The sequence below is a fragment of the Psychrobacter pacificensis genome (assembly GCF_900101915.1).
GTDB lineage: Bacteria > Pseudomonadota > Gammaproteobacteria > Pseudomonadales > Moraxellaceae > Psychrobacter > Psychrobacter pacificensis.
In genome coordinates, this window is sequence record NZ_FNAL01000027.1 from 1 (window position 1) to 17973 (window position 17973).

Consider the following 17973-nt stretch of genomic DNA (forward strand, 5'->3'; position numbering starts at 1 on the left):
ATCCAGGGTATTCACTGATTGGGCATCAGCTCATGGCATCTATATTGATTATATCGAGCCTGGCTGTCCTTATCAGAACGCTTATATTGAACGGTTTAATCGCAGTTATCGCAATGAGGTTTTAGATTGCTACCTTTTCAACAATTTAAACGAGGTCAATATGCTGACTGAAGACTGGATCAAGGTTTATAACAACGAAAGACCCCATGATTCACTTAATGATATGACACCTGCTGAGTACAGGCAGGTGGCTTAATAATTCTACGATGATGTTGTGTTAAGAATGGGGTATTTACAATAAGCATATCTTATCTTTATTCTTTCTTCGAGACTTTCCATATCTTTACCCTAGAATATATTTGTTAAAAAGTATTCAGATATCATGTCAAAGCGATTTTGCTGATCTGTTTTGTCTAGCTCAATCGCTTTTAGTACCTCACCTCGTGCTTTGTATATTAAGACTAAGCGCCAAATTTCTAAAGCCAACTCGCGCTCATCAATACTCTCATCGTCGTCTTTTTCTGCAAACTCTTTATCACTTACTTCATCGACTAGAAGAAATGCTTTTAAACCCTTTAATCACGATAGCTGACATTTATCCTCAATAGCTACTGCGCTATCTAACATTTCTTAACTCGCATATAGATGCTTTAGCTCTATGGGCGTTGACTTATTCGGCTCACACTAGCGATTAACGCTACCATCACTACGCCCATGATAATCAAAATACCAGACATCATGTGCGCCGCTTCATAGTTGAGCGCTTCTACTTGCTCGTATATCGCAATCGATACCACCTTGGTCTCACCTGAGATACTCCCCCCTATCATTAACACCACACCAAACTCACCAATGGTATGAGCAAAACTTATCAAACTACCCAACATAATACCCACGCGCGCTTGCGGTAAGGCTACCTTGACGAAGCGGCGCAGACGACTGGGTTCTAACAGATGCGCGACTTCAGTGACACTTTGCGGAATACGCAAAAACTGTGCATACACTGGCTGTATATAAAAAGGCAGTGAGTAAATAATAGAGCCAACCACTAGACCTTCAAAAGTAAAAATAAGCGGACTAATATTGTGCTCAATCAGCCATTTACCGATACCCATACTTGGACTTAGCAGTAATAATAAATAAAAGCCAATAACCGTAGGCGGGAGCACCAGAGGCATGGCAATGATACCCATGAGCAGAATTTTGAAACGCCCAACTGCCTTCTTTTGACTTGGTTTGGCAAGCCAATAAGCCATAGGAGTTGCAAACAACAGTAAGCATAAGGTCGTGATAGAAGCGAGCTTAATACTCACCCAAAATGGACTGAGCATATCTGACATAAGAGACTGGTCGATCATATAATGTCACGGCTCGTTCTATAGGTAGAGTGTCTAGGCTAACGGATTACTGAATGGGCAGGTAGCCTGCTTGCGCGAAGTGCTGTTGTCCTGCATCCGAGCGCAAGTAATCAGTAAACGCCGCTGCTGGGACTGTATTATTGATAACGATACCATCTTGTAAGATGGCTGGATAGGATGCTTTTGGCACAGTAATAAACTGCTCAGGTTTGGCTTTTATCGCAACGAGTTGAGACTGCGCCACAAACCCATAATCCACGCTACCTGTATGGGCGTACTGAAATACTTGACCAATATTTTCTGCCTGTATCAGGCTTTTCTGTGCATTTAATTTTTCATATATCTTTTGTGATTGCAGATAGGATTTTGCAGACGCACCATAAGGGGCAAGCTCAGGATTGGCAATAGAAATCTTACTATCATCTTTGAAACTAGCACTTGTAAACGCGTCAATAAGAGATGCTGGCTTAAAGTCATTCAAAGGTTTTGTGACACTATAGAGTGCCAACTGACCTCTGGTATAGGTAAAAGGTAAAGCGGTTTCATCAGCAAGCTTTGCAGGGAATTCCTGATTGGCAGACAAGAATATATCATAAGGGGCGCCTGCCTTGATTTGAGCATATAGCTTGCCAGAAGACGCGTAAGTGACTTCGATATCTAAGTTACCTTGATTCGACATATTGCTATCTGTTTGATAGCTATCAATGATATTAGGTAGGACATCAGATAAGTTAGCTGCCGCAGCGATACGTAGTGTTTGGTGCTCAGTTGTAGCAGTCGCCGGTTCTGCATTCGTACTGTTATCTGCTGTACAAGCATTTAATGCCAGTAGCAAACACGCAGAGGTACTAATAGCAGCTAGTGACCTACCCATTATTGCTGAGCCATTTAGATGAAGCATCTTCGTAATATTCTTGCTTCCAGACAGGTATATCTGCTTTGATGGTATCTAGTATCCAGCGGCAGGCATCAAATGCTGGATAACGATGCGCTGACACTACCCCCACCCACACCGCCACATCACCAACCTCTAACGCTCCGATGCGGTGTATGGCAATAGCATGATTGATCTCAAAGCGCTTTTTAGCCTCTTCTATAATGGCGCGGCCTTGGTTGATTGCTAAGTCTTCATAACCGTAATACGTAAGACGATCAACGCTCGTGGCATTATTATGATTACGCACTCGCCCTTCAAAGCAAACAAACGCACCGCAGCTGTCATTGTCTAACGTACTTTTGAGCTTATTTTCGTCAATTGCAATATCGAGTAACGCAAAACCGTCGCGCTCAGCAATAAGATACGCTTCATCGGTACTACGTTTGATGGTCATTGAATGGTTATGGATGTTATCTGTCATTTTTTTCTCTATTTACACTAATTGTGGCGCTATAGCCGCTTATAAATATATACCTAACCACCAGCAACTGGCGTAATAAACACTACGCTGTCACCGTCATTGATTTGATCGGTCCATTTGGCGAAGTAATCATTGACTGCCACCCGTAGCTCTGCTTGCGGACGACTAAAACGATGCTTTTGACTAAGCTGTTCGTACAGTTCAGTCAATGAGGTATCTTGGGGTAATTTCACAGTCTCTTGCTGACAGTTGGCCTCATCCGCCAAACTGGCAAAATACATGACATTGATATCCATCGTTGATCCGATAGCAGCTTTTGTCTCAATAGCACTCATAAACTTCTCCTTTCTTTGCAAGCGTCCTTGCTTGATATCCAATATATCTTTAGTCATTGATTAGGTTTTTTATCACACTAAGCATGAGTATAGTCTGACTTGCCACCTGTTTTTTTAATCAGGTGAATATTATTTATAACGATGTCATGTGATAGTGCTTTAGTCATATCATAGATGGTCAAGCAGGCAACGCTCACGGCGGTTAGCGCTTCCATCTCAACCCCCGTTTTGTGCGTGACTTTGACTACAGCACTGACGGTGATACTGCTCAGCGCATCATTATACACAAAGGTGAGGCCGATCTTATCTAGCGGCAGCGGATGACAAAGCGGTATCATATCATGCGTGCGTTTGGCAGCCATAATACCGGCAATATGTGCCGTTTGCGTAATGCTGCCTTTTTTGGTCATCCCATCAGCCGCTTTGATCTGCGCATAAATCTCGCTCGGAAAACGAACTTGCCCAGTCGCGTTCGCTTCTCGCGTCGTTGCGGTCTTGCCACTGACATCAACCATCGTGATGTCACCATTACCATCTAAGTGTGATAAAGCAGATTGATGATTTGTCTGAACGCTGTTACTCATTGATATCGCCTTTTCTTAGTAATCTCTTTATTAGTATTTTTATTATTTTGGTAGCGCGGCACACGCCTGTTCAAACTCTTGAGGCATATTAAAATTGGTCAAATGCTGCCAGTCCTGAGTAAATGGTACAGTCCGCACCATCGGCTGAATAAAGTGCATGACTCGGCGCTGATCACTATCAATATAAGCTTTCAAATCGGGTTCAATAGCTAAATGATACAGCCCTAGTAACGGATATAAATGACTGTCATCTTTTAAGCAAATGACGCGCTTATTAGCCGCTGTATTAATCGCTTGTTGCAATTTCTGCCATAGATCAGTGGCGGGTATTAAGCTGTCACAACTCATCACCAGTAGCCACGATGCGCGCTGATTGTTAGTTGTAAACAGATTATTCGAGCCAGTCAATGTTTGCAATGCTGATTCGATAGCAACCAACGCACCGCCTGTACGAATCTGCTCATCATTATCCGCGCCAAAATCAGAAACGTAGTCAGCAATAGGCATAACGGGCGAACTGGGTTTGTTCAAAGTAGCATCTGAATCAACATAAAAGCCTCGCCCATTATCCGCAATCAAAATAGGAACTTGCAACTCGCTGGCATGACGAACATGATAATTTAGCAGCTGCTCACCTGTCGGCAGAGTGAGCGTCGCCTTTGGTGTTCCCATACGTTTGGATGCTCCGCCAGCTAAAATAACTATACCTGCCAAATTGTCCGAACTATTTGAGCAACCCATCATTATGCCATTGCCTGTCATTTTTGGTTAAATAGCCGTTATGGCTTAATCATTTATCATCAATTATTTATCATCAATTATTTATAAATCAGTCATGACTGGGGTTTTGCGCCAAAAAATGCGGCACAAAATTACATGGACGAGTACGGCTATCAAACTGCTCTTTTAGGATATTTTCCCACCCTGTACGGCACGCGCCAGATGAACCTGGTAGACAAAAGATACCGGTACCATTGGCCATACCAGCCACTGCCCGCGACTGCACCGTAGACATACCAATCTCGTCTTTTGAGATCAAACGGAACATCTCACCAAAACCATCAATCGACTTATCAAATAGTACGCTGACAGCTTCTGGCATGCTATCTCTAATAAAGAACCCTGTACCACCCGTTGTGATGACCGCGTGCACGTCTGGACTGGCAATCCAGCCACTAATGACCGCTCTAATCTGATAGATATCATCAGTGATCAGCTGACGGTCTGCCAAATGATGTCCAGCCTCGGTCAAGCTATCGGCTAGATATTGACCTGACGTGTCTTCTGCCAGCGTACGACTATCAGAAACAGTCAATACCGCAATATTAAGAGGGGTAAATAGTGCAGCAGGCTTACTCATAAAAGATCCTTTATAGATATAATTTTATAAATGTATTAAAAAAAAGCTTATGTCAGAAAAGCGATAGCAAAAACAGCATCAGTTAGCATCACAGTTGAAGTCTTAAAATGCCTTAACCACCGATTATCGAGAGATTGTGCATGATGCCACTGTTCGAGTCATGCAGATGATGATGCTCAGGCTTAATCGGCATAAAGCTATGTAAAGTGTTTACCAGCCCTTGGATATCGTTTTGTTGTAAGTATGGACGAATATCGTAATTACCTTTGTCAAATAAGCACAGATGCACTTTACCTTGACTACTGACTCGCAAGCGGTTACAAGTATCACAAAAGTGCGCCGCATAAGGGGCAATCATACCAATACGGCCGACATAATCAGGGTGACTGTACTCGACCGCTGGACCATCGGCACTACCACGCTCGTGTGGCTGCCAACCATGCTCTAACAAATAATCCGTGATGATATCAGACTGAGCATGCTGGGCAAAAAACAAGTCGCTATTGTCACTGGTCTGCATAAACTCAATAAAACGATACGTTACTTGCCTGTCTTTGACGTAGTCGATCGCGGCGATCAGGTTTTCAAAGGCAGTCTCTGCCATCAAGACGCTATTTATTTTAAGTTTGATATCCGTCGTTTCTAGCAAGGTATCCATATCTGCCAGTATCTGCGGTAAAGTATCAAAACCTGTCATTTTGTGAAAAGTGGCCGCATCAAAACTGTCCATACTGATATTGAGCTGATCAAGTCCAGCCGCTTGCCAGCTGGCTAAGTGTTTGCCCAACTTATAAGCATTGCTGGTCATCGCTACTGTTTCAATACCGTCCGTTTGCTTGATCGTTTCGATAATTTCGACAACATCACGGCGAATGGATGGCTCACCGCCCGTAATTCTCACTTTTTTGGTACCTACTTGGGCAAAGCCGTGTACCAATGTCGCAATTTCAGAAACGCTCAACTCATCATCAGGACGTTTGCCTTGATAACCATTTGGCAAACAGTACTCACAGCGAAAATTACAAAAATCCGTAATAGATAGGCGCAGATATGTCAACCGGCGCGCAAACCCATCCGTTAAAGGCTGATGGATTTGGGTTGCCTGATCAATCGGCATCACTAAATTAGACGGTATATAGCTGTCAGACAGCACAGGTGCTGACGCAGGAGAGTACAGTTTTGGGCTGTCTATTTTGAGATTGTTGTCATTCATATATTACTGCCATCAGTATTGCTTGCCATAAGCGTTACTTTATTATTCGTGTTTAGCATCCCATTGCTAGATTGCTTTTTAATTTCGTTCCATCGTTTTATAGCAGATTGGCAAACGGTGAATTAGCGATGCAACCAAGGAAACGGCTGTACGGTAACCTCACCACCAGATACTACGTTGCCACTGTCTTTGTCTAATACAATAAAGCAATTGGCGCGGCTCAGCTGTTTTATTCTGTGTGATTGTTGACTCAAAAAACATTCCACTTGGTAATGACCCGCCTCATCTTGTGACAATACGCCGCGCTGAAAGTCTTTGCGGCCAGGGAACTTTTTGATGTCATTTGTGAGTTTAGCGTTGATCGTTAGCGGCATCGGCTGCTCGGACACACTCGCACCTGACATCTGCCATAATGCGGGTATCACAAACTGTAGCGCGCCCACAACTGTGGAGAGCGGATTACCCGGTAGACCAAAATACAATACGGGCTTATCGAGATTTTTATTTAACTCGCCAAATACGAAAGGCTTACCAGGTTTCATCGCCACTTTATAGCGGTTGATTTGCCCAAGCGTTTCGATCACCGTCGTCAGAAAATCATAATCGCCGACTGAGACGCCTGCTGTCGATATGAGCACATCACAGTCTTGCATGGCTTCGTTGACCGCAGCTGTCGTCTTATCCAAATCATCAGGAATGATGCCATAGTCACGAATGATTATAGGTAAATCCGACAGTAAGCTTTTGAGCGTTGGGGTGTTTGAATTATATATTTGGGCTAGATGTTCCAGCTCATCGCCAATAGCGACGAGCTCATCGCCAGTTGCAAGTACGCCAACAACCAGCGGCGCAAATACTCTCACTTCGCTGATACCTAAATTTGCCAGCAAGCTGATATCGGCGGGATTAATTCTTTTTCCTATCTTTAGCATAGCTTCGCCAGACTCAACCTCTTCGCCTTGCGCACGGATATTATCGTTGGTTTCGGCCGTTTGCGTGAGAGTGATGCTGTACGGCTGAGTCTTATCAATGGTCGCTTTGATATCAGCAAAGTTGGTATTCTCTTGCATGATGACCGTATCACAACAGTCAGGGATGACCGCGCCAGTAAAAATACGCACACCCTGCCCTGCTTTTGTCTCACCAGCATAGGCACTGCCTGCTTGAGACTCACCAATGATTTCAATCGTTTTACCTTCTGACAGCTCACTTCCTTTTGCAATGGCATAACCATCCATAGCAGATAGATTCTGTCTTGGCACATCAAAAGGTGATGCAATATCTTGCGCGAGTATGTGGTTACGGCTGTCTAATAGATCACAGATATTGACGGCTCTTTTGTGCAGCGGAAAATCCACATCATTATAATCATTGATACGCAGCTTTATTGCCGCTTGTAATTCTTCCATGGTAATCATAAAAGTATGCTCTTTTGGTCGTTCTCATTATTTGTGATTGAATCTTTATTATTAAAAGCTGTCCTTAGAGTCTATCATTCACAGTATCGATTTTGTTGTATTAACCTTGTCCTGATAAGTTTTGAAGATTGCGAGATCAAGCCAACTCAAATATTTGATGATTATCACAATATTTATCCATTCAATAAATTTCAGCAAAATCAGACATAGCCTGAGGCAAAAAAAGCACCTTGGCAAGGTGCTTTTTGTAGAGCAAGGTAACATGCTTAATTGATGATTAATGATGATTTATAATAGCTAAAAGCCATTATGAATCGTGACCTTCATACGGTGTATAAATACCGTCAGCTTACCTCACCAGCCAGCCAATGAAGAGGCGCTATTTTGAGTGATGAATCCATCTGGCGTTTGCCCATTATCCGCCTGCCAGCGCTGAAATGCCGTACGAGTATTGGTGCCCACGATACCATCAGCCCCTTTGGTATCGTAACCCATGCTCGTCAGACGGCGCTGTAAGTTGGTCACTTGCGTGGTTGATAACGGACGCTCATAGCGGGGCCATGATTTTCGCAGACCACTTTGTCCATCAATCGTTTTGCCCAATAGGCTCACCCCTAGCGCATAACTCGACGAGTTATTGTAAACCTTGATAACATCAAAGTTTGGGCTTAGCAGCAATACGGGACCATCTTTACCAGCTGGCAACCATAGCTCCATCTGAGTATTGGCATCTAAATAGACGTCATCTATCGTATCGACACCCATCGCCGCCCATCTGGCTGCAGGTTGCTTACTCCCCATCAGTGAATAATCAAACGAAGCAGGTACAGTCGCTTCATAAAAAGGTGCTAGACCGCGCACCCAGCCTGAGTTGCTCAGATAGTTGGCAGTAGAAGCGAGTGCATCACCTGTGGCCCAAGGGTTACGGTGACCGTTGCCATCACCATCAACGCCTTGCTTGAGCCAAGTCTCAGGAATAAACTGCGTTTGTCCCATGCCGCCTGCCCAAGAACCATCTAATTGCGACCATGATACGTCGCCACGCTGGAGTAGCGTCGCTAAGGATAATAGCTGAGCTTCTGCAAATTCTTGACGACGACCATCGTAGGCGAGACTGGCAAGCGAGCTTGGCAAATCGCTGCTACCCGTGACCGCGCCATATGACGACTCCATACCCCATATCGCTGCGATCACCTCTGCATCAACGCCATACTGCGACTCTAATTGAGACAAAAACGCACGTTGCTCTGCAAACTTGCGCTTACCTACGCTCACACGCCCACTAGAGACAGCAGAGTCCACATACTCCCATGGCATCTTAGAAAACTCAGGCTGTCCTGAGTCTAATGAGATAACTTGCTGATTCAGATAAGCGGAATCGAGTAATCGGCGAATGACTCCCGCATCATAGCCTGAAGATATTGCACGCATAGAAAAGTCTGACTTCCAATCAGAAAAGCTGCTATAGCTTGGCTTTGGGGCGGGCTGCGGCTTAATAACTGGCGCTGGTGTTGGCTTGACCTGCACGGTTTGGGTTTGAGTAATCTCAACGCCACCTTGACGCACAGGCTTTTTTTGCATGGCTTGCTGACTTGTACACCCGACCATCACTAATGCCGGCATAAGAGTGAAGTATTGTTTTTTTAATCTCATAAAAAGTCTCAAACATAAATAAATAAAATGGACCAAAGCCGCCCAGCCATCAGCGACATAGCTCAATACTAACGCCCAAGTACCGTACGTGGATCAATCGGATTGCCATTTAAGCGAACTTGGAACTCCAGCCCCACTTGATTGGTCTGACCACTGCTACCCATCGTCGCGATACGCTGGCCACGCTGTACCATATCCCCTTCTTTTACCAGCAATTGGCTATTGTGTGCGTAGGCCGTGATGTAATCATCACTATGGCGGATCATAATCAAGTTGCCATATTCTGGTAGACCGTTGCCTGAGTAAAGCACCGTTCCTGATTGGCTAGCAAGTACTGGATCACCGACATTACCAGCAAACCACATACCCATATTGCCCGCCGCTGGATCAATGTTACGCGTCACTGGATTGCGAGTAGGATAATCATAACCAGAGGTCGAATTGGCCGTTGCCTCGTATGCTGGCGTTCGAGACTGGGTTACAGGTGGGGTATAAGTTGGTTGCGACTGTGCTGGTCTGCTATAGCTGTTGTTACTCGCTGTGGTCGCTGCACCGCCCTGCCATAGTTTGAGCCATTGCCCACTATAAATCGTATATTTACTGTCCAGATTATTTAGTGCGCCAATCTGACGATAGTTAAGACGATAGCGCGCCGCAATTTGGCTGACCGTATCGCCACGTTGTACGCGATGGTAGTTAGGGACGCCTTGTGCGTTGGTAATAATCTTAGGACCTACTTGGTTTGGTGATTGATAAGTAGGCTTGGTGGCACAGCCGACCACAGATAAAGTAGCAACTGCCATAGTGCCAATCAACGCTGCCTTAGCAAGGTGCGATCCGGTCATGATTCTTTTCATACAAGGTTCCTGTTCTTTGTGTTGCTTATCTATTGTTTTATCATCCAAAAGCGCTTGATATCACTCAAAAGCCTCAAGATATTGTTACTACAATTAGCGATCTAGCAGATGATTTATATCACTCGTACAGCAAGCGATATGGTGATTATCACCTATGTCATTGATAATCATATCCTATCGAACTTATAAATCTAGTGCCAAAAGCTTATCCAATGCCCGCGCTGGGGTATGATGTAGACGTACTGGCGACAAACTGATGTATCCTGCTGCCACTGCTTGATCATCCGTCATGCCCGATGTTAATACAACATTTTTTTGATTGGTTGATTTAGCTGAAATGTCTAAGGGTCGCTCATTTTTGTGCTTGCTGTTTTTACATTTTCGTAAAGACAGCCAATACGCATCTCGGCCGCGAGGGTCAATCATATGACGCACGGGCCGGGCGATCTGCTTGTGTCCCAACGAGGTAACCTTTCGCCCTTTGATATCACTGCTGCTATCCATATCAGGAATATTAACGTTTAATACATGATAGGGCAAACTTTTGAGAAACTCTAAAATCGAGGTATCAGTGAGCAATTTGACAATTTCATTTGCCACCACTTGATAATCACTGGCTGATTCTTGTCCACCATTTTTTACGCCGCCACCTACCAAAGACGTGGCAATAGCAGGTATGCCCAATAACTGCGCGGTCAATGCCGCGCCAAAGGTACAAGAAAACATCACGTCCTGTCCTAAGTTTGCACCTGAATTGATACCTGTAATGACACAGTCAAAATCCACGTCACGGTATAGCTCATGCAGCGCCAAATGAACGCAATCAGCTGGTGAACCATTAACCGCTATAAATCCCGATGGCAATTGATGCGTATGCAATGGCTTTGATACACTCAATGCACTAGCATAGCCACTCTGCTCCTCGTTTGGTGCGACTACCACGACCTCACCGATGGTCGATAGTGCTTGAGACAGTGCCAATAATCCTGGCGCATACACCCCATCATCATTACTAATTAAAATCTTCATGTCAGCTCAGTATGTTTGTGTCAAACCGTCTTTCTAGTAGAAATTTTTGCTACCGTACCATATCTTTATTCGCATAAAAATAGCAACCAAAGGCTAGGGCGTGTTGAACATTCGCAAATAGGCACTGCTGATCGCTAAAATGGTTCCAGACAAGGCACAAAGCGACGATAATGCAGATGCCTTAGCGAGATTTGTAACGCAGTATGGGGCAATTTTAGCATCAGCCCCAACGATAAAAGCAGGGGACAGGACTCTTTTTTGCCGCTTCATCGTTAAAAATAAGCGCTTAGAATGACTAAACTTATTATTTTTAACATCGAATCGCCTAAAAAATAGTCGCTGTCAGTGCCATGGTCGAATGTTCAACATTCCCTAGTATATAAAATAAAAAATTTGGCGATTACTCTTGAAAGCCTTGTGATATCAGTACATTAAAACTAAATTATCTTGATAGCCCGAGCGATTATACCTGAACAATAGATAATCCCGAACTCAGTCTTTGACCAAAAACCGTCTGGCATTTTTGTCTATTGTTATATTATTTGCCTCAAACGGAGTCGAAATGAGAGAAATAAGGCAACGCGTTACAATATGCAACACCGTACAACAATACAAACTGATGCGTTTATACTGATGTGACTTCATTGGTATATGCTACTGATATGTTGCTGTAAAATGCCTTTGACTCACAAGATATCTACACATAAATCAATATTTTATGTGACTTTTGTTTTTTTACCCATTAACATATCACCATCAAATAAAGATAAGCGAGTGTAATACTGAATGAAGAATCAATCGATATTATCTATAGCTTCTGTGATAGCAAAGACCGCCTCAAAAATCGGGCTGGCAGGACTGATAACGTCTGTTGCCATGCTGTCTCAAGCGTCTAATGCTGCAAACAATCCTGCGACCACTATTCCGCTAGATATGTCTGGCATTAATATCACAAAGCATGAAATTGCTGTGATGCAGGTACTATCAGAGATCTGTCCATCAATGCTGAACGGCAATCAAAAACAACGTTTTTATAAGTCTTATACCGTGCAATTGCATGAGCTGATGCCTTCGTTAGAAGATCCAAAAGCAGCGATTCAATACCTGTCAACGCAGCAAGACTATCGTCAGATACTGCAAGGTATTCGTAGCTGGACAATGGGCTTTTCAAAGCAAGAAAATAAAGCACTATGTGAAGATTTGGCGAACGCAGAATATTAATCGCTAAAAAGCGTGTAAGCGTAGAGAGCCGTCTTGAGCGCTAGAAAAGCCCGTCATAATTAACGACAATAAATAATGGCCTTGTTCTTTCTGGAGCTCTACTCTCATCATCGTTAAGAACAATACTCTACACTTACCCATTAAGTTTAATGAACAAAAAAGCTTGCTGTCATTCCGCTTATAAACCACAAGCGGTACAGCAGGCTTTTTTGTGGTTGTTGAATTTATACTGATCAAAAGCTATCTATAGGTTAGTAAGAGCAAACACTTAATATAGTCAATCCTAAATAAAACAGATACATTATATATCAAGGTGGAACTGGTCTAAATTTTCCTTGCGTGCTGTGCCTACGCTGCTCGATGCTGCGAAAAATTTATACCAGTCCCACTGTATCGTTTTTATACTGAATTCACTATACCTACTCGCTTTTCTTTTTATTCATGCCTTACTTTTTTGTATTTATCGATTCCCCATCGGTTGGCATTTTGCTAAGATAAGGCGTTAATTTTATGTCTATCGTACAGTCGTTCTTGTTTTGATTAATACATTATTTTAGACATGATGTTTAAAGCATGCTGCTTAAAATAATGTATGAAAATTGACAGTGAATACAAGCGATAGATACATTTGGTTCCATGATGCGGTGTAATGATATATGACAGTAAAGCGTGTAAAAAATCAGCTAGTACAGCTGGTCGTTGGTGTAAGTATCTCAATGAGTGCAGTGATGGCAAACGCAGCCATACAACCACCTGAGATGGATAATACCGCCTATGTATTGATGGACTATAATACTGGTGAGATCTTGGGTCAAAAAAATGCGAATGAGTCATTACCGCCAGCGTCTCTGACAAAAATGATGACCAGTTATATCATCGAACAGCGCTTAGCATCAGGCGACCTCAAAGAAGACGACCAAGTACTCATGAGCCAAAATGCATGGTGCCGTGGTAGCAGCAGTCAGTCTTGCATGTATGTGCCAGTCAATAAGACCGCTAGTGTCATCGATATGCTACGCGGTATCATCATTCAATCAGGTAATGATGCGTCAAAAGCCATGGCTGAGCATATCGCGGGTAGCGAAGCATCATTTGCAATATTGATGAATGAGCAAGCGCAAAAGCTTGGTATGGAAAACTCTCATTTCGTCAACTCTACTGGCATGCCTGCTGAAGGGCATGAGGCATCAGCGCTGGATCTGGCCAAACTTGCTCGCGCTATTGTCAAAAACAGCGGTGATTACTACAGTATTTATTCCGAAAAAGAGTTTACCTATAATGGTATCACTCAGGGCAACCGCAACGCCCTACTCGCAACCGATCCTACCGTTGATGGTCTAAAAACGGGCCATACTGATGCGGCAGGTTATTGCTTAGTCGCTTCGAGTAACCGCGACGGTATGCGCCTCATCTCTGTCATCATGGGCACCAAGAGCCAGCAGGCTCGTGCTGATCAGTCTCGTGAACTACTCAACTGGGGCTTTGGCCACTTCACCACAGTGACCAAAGCACCTGCTGGTCAGTTCGTTAGCAAAGTTCCAGTATGGTTCGGAGAAGCCGATGAGGTAGAGCTGGCAACGGGTGATAACTTACAAATCCTAACCAGTAAAACGCAGAAGAATAAAATCACGACCGTGGTTGATATTCCTGACAGCCTAGAAGCACCGATTAAGAAAGGTCAAGAAATCGGCAAGATGATGGCCGTTATTGATGGTAAAGCTGTCGCATCTGTCCCTATTATTGCCACCAATGATATCGAACAATCAGGATTCTTGAGCCGTACTTGGCAACATATCGTACGCTGGGCAAAAAACCTGTTCTAAAAAATTTTAGAGCGTATGTTTTTTCAGCCTAACTCAATTCAAGAAGCAAAAAAGACGCCTTAAAATTGGGCGTCTTGTTTATTTGTTGTAAAAAAATCTTGGCTTGTTTGTGCTTTTTATCAGGAAATTACATCTAATGGGCTAGGCGATTTTAAGAAGTCAAACGTATTTTTTGAGAGTGTTTTAGATCCATACTAACCAACGTTTTAATAAGTCACTCAAAGCCTTGTGCTCATAAGTCGTACTATGACAGTAATCGATGCCAGCTGCTTTTAAACCATACTCGAAATTATCGACATAACGTGCTTGATGTTGGGGATACCAATATATCAATAACGCACGTTGCACGCTTTCTTCGTTTTCATGTTGGCGAATAAGTTTTGCTAATAGTTCAGCTTTGTCCGCGAGTACATCCTCAGCGAACATCACCATATCGACCTTCTGTGCCCTTATCTCATTCATGACTTGCTGTACGTCCTGGTGACAGATCACCGTAGCGCCCAGATACTCTAGCTCATTGAATAACGCACCCGTCTCTTGATCATAATAATAAATAATCGTTAGCCCATTTAAGAGCCGCTGCTGGCGAGATTGTTGTTGGTTCGGCATTACTAACGTCAACGTAAACTGCGTCCCTGATCCCAAGGTACTATCAACTTCGATGGTCGCCCCCATGAGCTGCACCAATTGCTTAACCACAGGCAAGCCCACACCTGAGCCTTCATACTGGCGCGTTTGTGACGAATCCACCTGAAAGAAAGGATTGAAAATATCATCAATATGATTGCTATCAATACCGATGCCCGTATCTTTGACACTGATTTTCCAACGATTACTTTTATCAAAATGCGTCAGTTGTGACGTGATCACTACCTGTCCAGTAGGAGTAAATTTAATGGCATTACTGACTAATATGGATAATATTTGTTGAATTTTTGCTGAGTCGCCATAAAGACTGTAATCTACATGATGAATATTACTGGTTAACGCTAAGCCTTGTTGATTGGCTATAGGTTCAAACTTTATCAAAAGATCAGATATCAACTGTAGCGGATTAAATTCATTGTTATGAATTTTTATTTGTCCTTTTTGTATCTGATTTAATTGAATAATATGATCCAGTGATAGCACCAATTTATCACTGCCATTGCTAATAATTTCGACAGCGTCTTTTTGCTCTCTAGTTAAGGTTTCGTAGTCCAATAACTGTAGCCCGCCCACGATAGCGTTGAGCGATGTTTTTAGTTCATGGGTAATCATGCTTTGAAAATTATGCAACTGCACATCAAGCGAGACATCTTTGTTATGTAGTTGCTGCTCAAAGGCAGCAAGCGTATCATATCCTTGCTTGGCCTCTTGCAGTCGATCAAACAAGATAGCCAAGGCCTTTTTTATTTGTGTTAGCTCTTGAAAGTTAAAGCGCTGCGGAATAATAGGTAGCTGCTCTAGCTCTGCGTTTTTGATGATAATACCGCAGACACCATTTAATGCTTCGATATCTTTGAGCGGCCAATTCAGCTTTCGGAAGATATATATACCTGAAATAACAGTCAATAGTAACGTGGTCAGCCACAACGGAATAATGCTACGAAACCAATATGAACGCAGTCCCTTCACATCCATGGTGATGTTGATATAGCCAATCAGCCTGTTATTCCTATTCGTGCTACCGATCGATTCATCCGTAACTGATGATGTGCTCATACTCTCAGACAGATCTGTCGCTAGCTGCTGATTAGATGTGGGTTTATTGGGTCTGACACTCACAAAATCTTCGTACTTACTAACGACAGGATAGTTGAAGCTGACCGTATCGGCAAATAAAGCATTTTTCCAGTCATCTAGTGATTGGCTGATATCGTTGATAGGCTGGGATGTGGAATAAAACACAATACTCTGAATGCTCGGCTCATTTTCTAATAAAACATTCACTTGCTCAGCGACGACGTCAGCACCATCTGGTGTCGATGCACTGGTTGTTAGTAACGAGGCTAATTGCTGTATATGCTGATGTTTTTCTTGGTAGTGATGCACCAAACCATAAATAAAAGGCAATACAAAGCCTGCCAGCAGAGCCAGAATTACGGCCTGTCCAACAGAGCGCCAAATGAGCATAGAAATGGTTTGAGACGAACGATTGTTCATATCACTCTACTGAGTCAAGAAAAGTTTTACTTATATTACAAGTATTTGAGAGATGTGATAAGCGAAAGATTGAGGTAATTAACGAGTATACTGAACTGCCAAAAAAAGCACTATATGATTATAGTGCTTTTTTATTTTACCGTGCTGAGCTGCACGATAAAATAAGTCATAGCAAATCATGTGATTAACGAGACTTTTTATCTTTGGTAGTGAATTTCTTCGCACGATTGCGCTCACGCTGACGCAATTGCTGTGTTTTTGCCTTGGTTGGCGTGTCGCTCTTATTGGCGTATGGGTTGTCATTTTGTTTAAAGATAACATTGAGCGGCGTACCTTCAAGCTTAAATACTTGACGGAACTGGTTCTCTAAGTAACGCTGATAGCTCTTAGGAAGCGCGCTGGTTTGATTGCCATGGATTACGATAACAGGTGGGTTGTGACCACCGATATGTGCATAACGTAGCTTAATACGGCGACCAGCAATAGTTGGTGGCGGATTGGCAGTGACAGCATCTTGCAAGATTTGCGTCAAGCGATTGGTAGAGACTTCAAACATTGAAGACTTGTAAGCACGCAAGATAGATGGATATAAATTACCCACACCAGTCCCATGTAGTGCTGATATCAAATGTACTTTTACATATGGGATAAAGTTAAAACGACGATCCATCTCAAGCTTAATATAGTCTCTTTGATCTGGTGTCAAACCATCCCATTTGTTGATTGCTACGACTAGAGCACGACCAGCATCAAGTGCATAGCCAATCATATGCAAATCTTGGTCAACAATACCTTCATGCGCATCAATGACAATGACAGTTACATTAGAGTCTTCAATCGCTTGCAAGGTTTTGATAACAGAGAATTTTTCTACTTTTTCATCGATTTTACCGCGGCGACGTACACCAGCCGTATCAATCAATACGTAGTCTCTGCCCTCACGCTGATAAGGGATATAAATACTATCACGCGTCGTACCAGGCATATCAAATACCACTACGCGATCTTCGCCCAACAGACGGTTAACCAGTGTTGATTTACCAACGTTTGGACGACCGATAATCGCAAGCTTCAAACCGTTTGGCTCAACTATATTCTCTTGCTCAGGCATATCAGCCGTTAAGACTTCAAGCAAGTTGCCCACACCGCGACCATGACTGGCTGCCATCGGATACGGCTCGCCCAATCCTAGCGCGTAAAACTCTGCTGGCGCTGCATCGTGGACACCATCAACTTTATTGGCAACGACATAGACCGGTTTGCCTAGGGTATGCAAAAACTTGCCAATCTCAGCATCAGCACCAATCATACCAGCACGAGCATCAACGACAAATACAATGATATCTGCTTCGTGAATCGCGGTATGCGACTGCTCAGACATATAGTCATCGATATTACCGCTGCCGTCATCTGCTTCACCAATACCACCAGTATCCACAACGATGAATGACTTATCTTCATAAGTTGCATCACCGTATTGACGGTCACGAGTCAATCCCGACAAATCAGCAACCAATGCCTGCCGACTTTTTGTGAACTGATTAAATAAGGTGGATTTACCGACGTTTGGACGACCAATTAAGGCGACCACAGGCTTGATACTCATGGGTTACTCTCAG

At 43.3% G+C, this 17973-nt stretch carries 17 protein-coding genes; 3 read left to right on the top strand and 14 right to left on the bottom strand.

Going from position 1 to position 17973, the window contains the following annotated elements; genetic code table 11:
• The coding region (locus BLR43_RS11900; RefSeq protein WP_143007437.1) for an integrase core domain-containing protein at positions 1-256 on the top strand (256 nt) is incomplete at its 5' end.
• 400 nt (positions 257-656) lie between these two features.
• On the opposite strand, the gene modB is transcribed toward BLR43_RS11900, so the two are convergent.
• From modB to surE, 12 genes are all read right to left on the bottom strand, one after another.
• Positions 657-1358 (bottom strand): molybdate ABC transporter permease subunit, encoded by a 702-nt coding sequence (modB, locus tag BLR43_RS11905; protein WP_093071262.1) that lies wholly within the window; start codon positions 1356-1358, stop codon positions 657-659.
• Positions 1359-1404: 46 nt separating this feature from the next.
• Positions 1405-2232 (bottom strand): molybdate ABC transporter substrate-binding protein, encoded by an 828-nt coding sequence (modA, locus tag BLR43_RS11910; protein ID WP_093071263.1) that lies wholly within the window; start codon positions 2230-2232, stop codon positions 1405-1407.
• Positions 2225-2716, bottom strand: coding sequence for a molybdenum cofactor biosynthesis protein MoaE (locus BLR43_RS11915; protein WP_093071264.1), 492 nt, complete (start codon positions 2714-2716; stop codon positions 2225-2227). The genes modA and BLR43_RS11915 overlap by 8 nt, the downstream gene beginning before the upstream one ends.
• Positions 2717-2769: 53 nt before the next feature.
• Positions 2770-3051: a MoaD/ThiS family protein gene (locus BLR43_RS11920; RefSeq protein ID WP_075106309.1), complete on the bottom strand. Its 282-nt coding sequence runs from the start codon at positions 3049-3051 to the stop codon at positions 2770-2772.
• Between the two features lie 77 nt (positions 3052-3128).
• Positions 3129-3635: a cyclic pyranopterin monophosphate synthase MoaC gene (gene moaC, locus BLR43_RS11925; RefSeq protein WP_093071265.1), complete on the bottom strand. Its 507-nt coding sequence runs from the start codon at positions 3633-3635 to the stop codon at positions 3129-3131.
• A gap of 42 nt (positions 3636-3677) precedes the next feature.
• Positions 3678-4397 (bottom strand): molybdenum cofactor guanylyltransferase, encoded by a 720-nt coding sequence (mobA, locus tag BLR43_RS11930; protein ID WP_342021598.1) that lies wholly within the window; start codon positions 4395-4397, stop codon positions 3678-3680.
• A gap of 67 nt (positions 4398-4464) precedes the next feature.
• Entirely contained in the window at positions 4465-4995 is a 531-nt protein-coding gene (gene moaB / locus BLR43_RS11935; protein WP_075106310.1) for a molybdenum cofactor biosynthesis protein B, read from the bottom strand.
• A gap of 112 nt (positions 4996-5107) precedes the next feature.
• Positions 5108-6208: a GTP 3',8-cyclase MoaA gene (gene moaA, locus BLR43_RS11940; RefSeq protein WP_093071266.1), complete on the bottom strand. Its 1101-nt coding sequence runs from the start codon at positions 6206-6208 to the stop codon at positions 5108-5110.
• Positions 6209-6330: 122 nt separating this feature from the next.
• Positions 6331-7626, bottom strand: coding sequence for a molybdopterin molybdotransferase MoeA (locus tag BLR43_RS11945; protein ID WP_093071267.1), 1296 nt, complete (start codon positions 7624-7626; stop codon positions 6331-6333).
• 354 nt (positions 7627-7980) lie between these two features.
• Positions 7981-9279 (bottom strand): lytic murein transglycosylase, encoded by a 1299-nt coding sequence (locus tag BLR43_RS11950; RefSeq protein WP_093071273.1) that lies wholly within the window; start codon positions 9277-9279, stop codon positions 7981-7983.
• Positions 9280-9347: 68 nt separating this feature from the next.
• Positions 9348-10136, bottom strand: coding sequence for a M23 family metallopeptidase (locus BLR43_RS11955; protein WP_093071268.1), 789 nt, complete (start codon positions 10134-10136; stop codon positions 9348-9350).
• 183 nt (positions 10137-10319) lie between these two features.
• Entirely contained in the window at positions 10320-11165 is an 846-nt protein-coding gene (gene surE, locus BLR43_RS11960; RefSeq protein ID WP_093071269.1) for a 5'/3'-nucleotidase SurE, read from the bottom strand.
• A 786-nt stretch (positions 11166-11951) separates the two neighbouring features.
• Between surE and BLR43_RS11965 the strand changes: the two genes are divergently transcribed.
• Positions 11952-12386, top strand: a complete 435-nt coding sequence (locus BLR43_RS11965; protein WP_058025084.1) for an MCR_0457 family protein — start codon at positions 11952-11954, stop codon at positions 12384-12386.
• 656 nt (positions 12387-13042) lie between these two features.
• Entirely contained in the window at positions 13043-14209 is a 1167-nt protein-coding gene (locus BLR43_RS11970; protein ID WP_093071270.1) for a D-alanyl-D-alanine carboxypeptidase family protein, read from the top strand.
• Between the two features lie 183 nt (positions 14210-14392).
• On the opposite strand, the gene BLR43_RS11975 is transcribed toward BLR43_RS11970, so the two are convergent.
• Both BLR43_RS11975 and der read right to left on the bottom strand, forming a co-directional pair.
• Positions 14393-16354, bottom strand: coding sequence for a sensor histidine kinase (locus BLR43_RS11975; protein WP_093071271.1), 1962 nt, complete (start codon positions 16352-16354; stop codon positions 14393-14395).
• 184 nt (positions 16355-16538) lie between these two features.
• Positions 16539-17960 carry a ribosome biogenesis GTPase Der gene (gene der, locus BLR43_RS11980; protein WP_071003380.1) on the bottom strand — a complete coding sequence of 474 codons (1422 nt, stop codon included), beginning with the start codon at positions 17958-17960 and terminating at the stop codon, positions 16539-16541.
• Between the last annotated feature and the right edge of the window lie 13 nt (positions 17961-17973).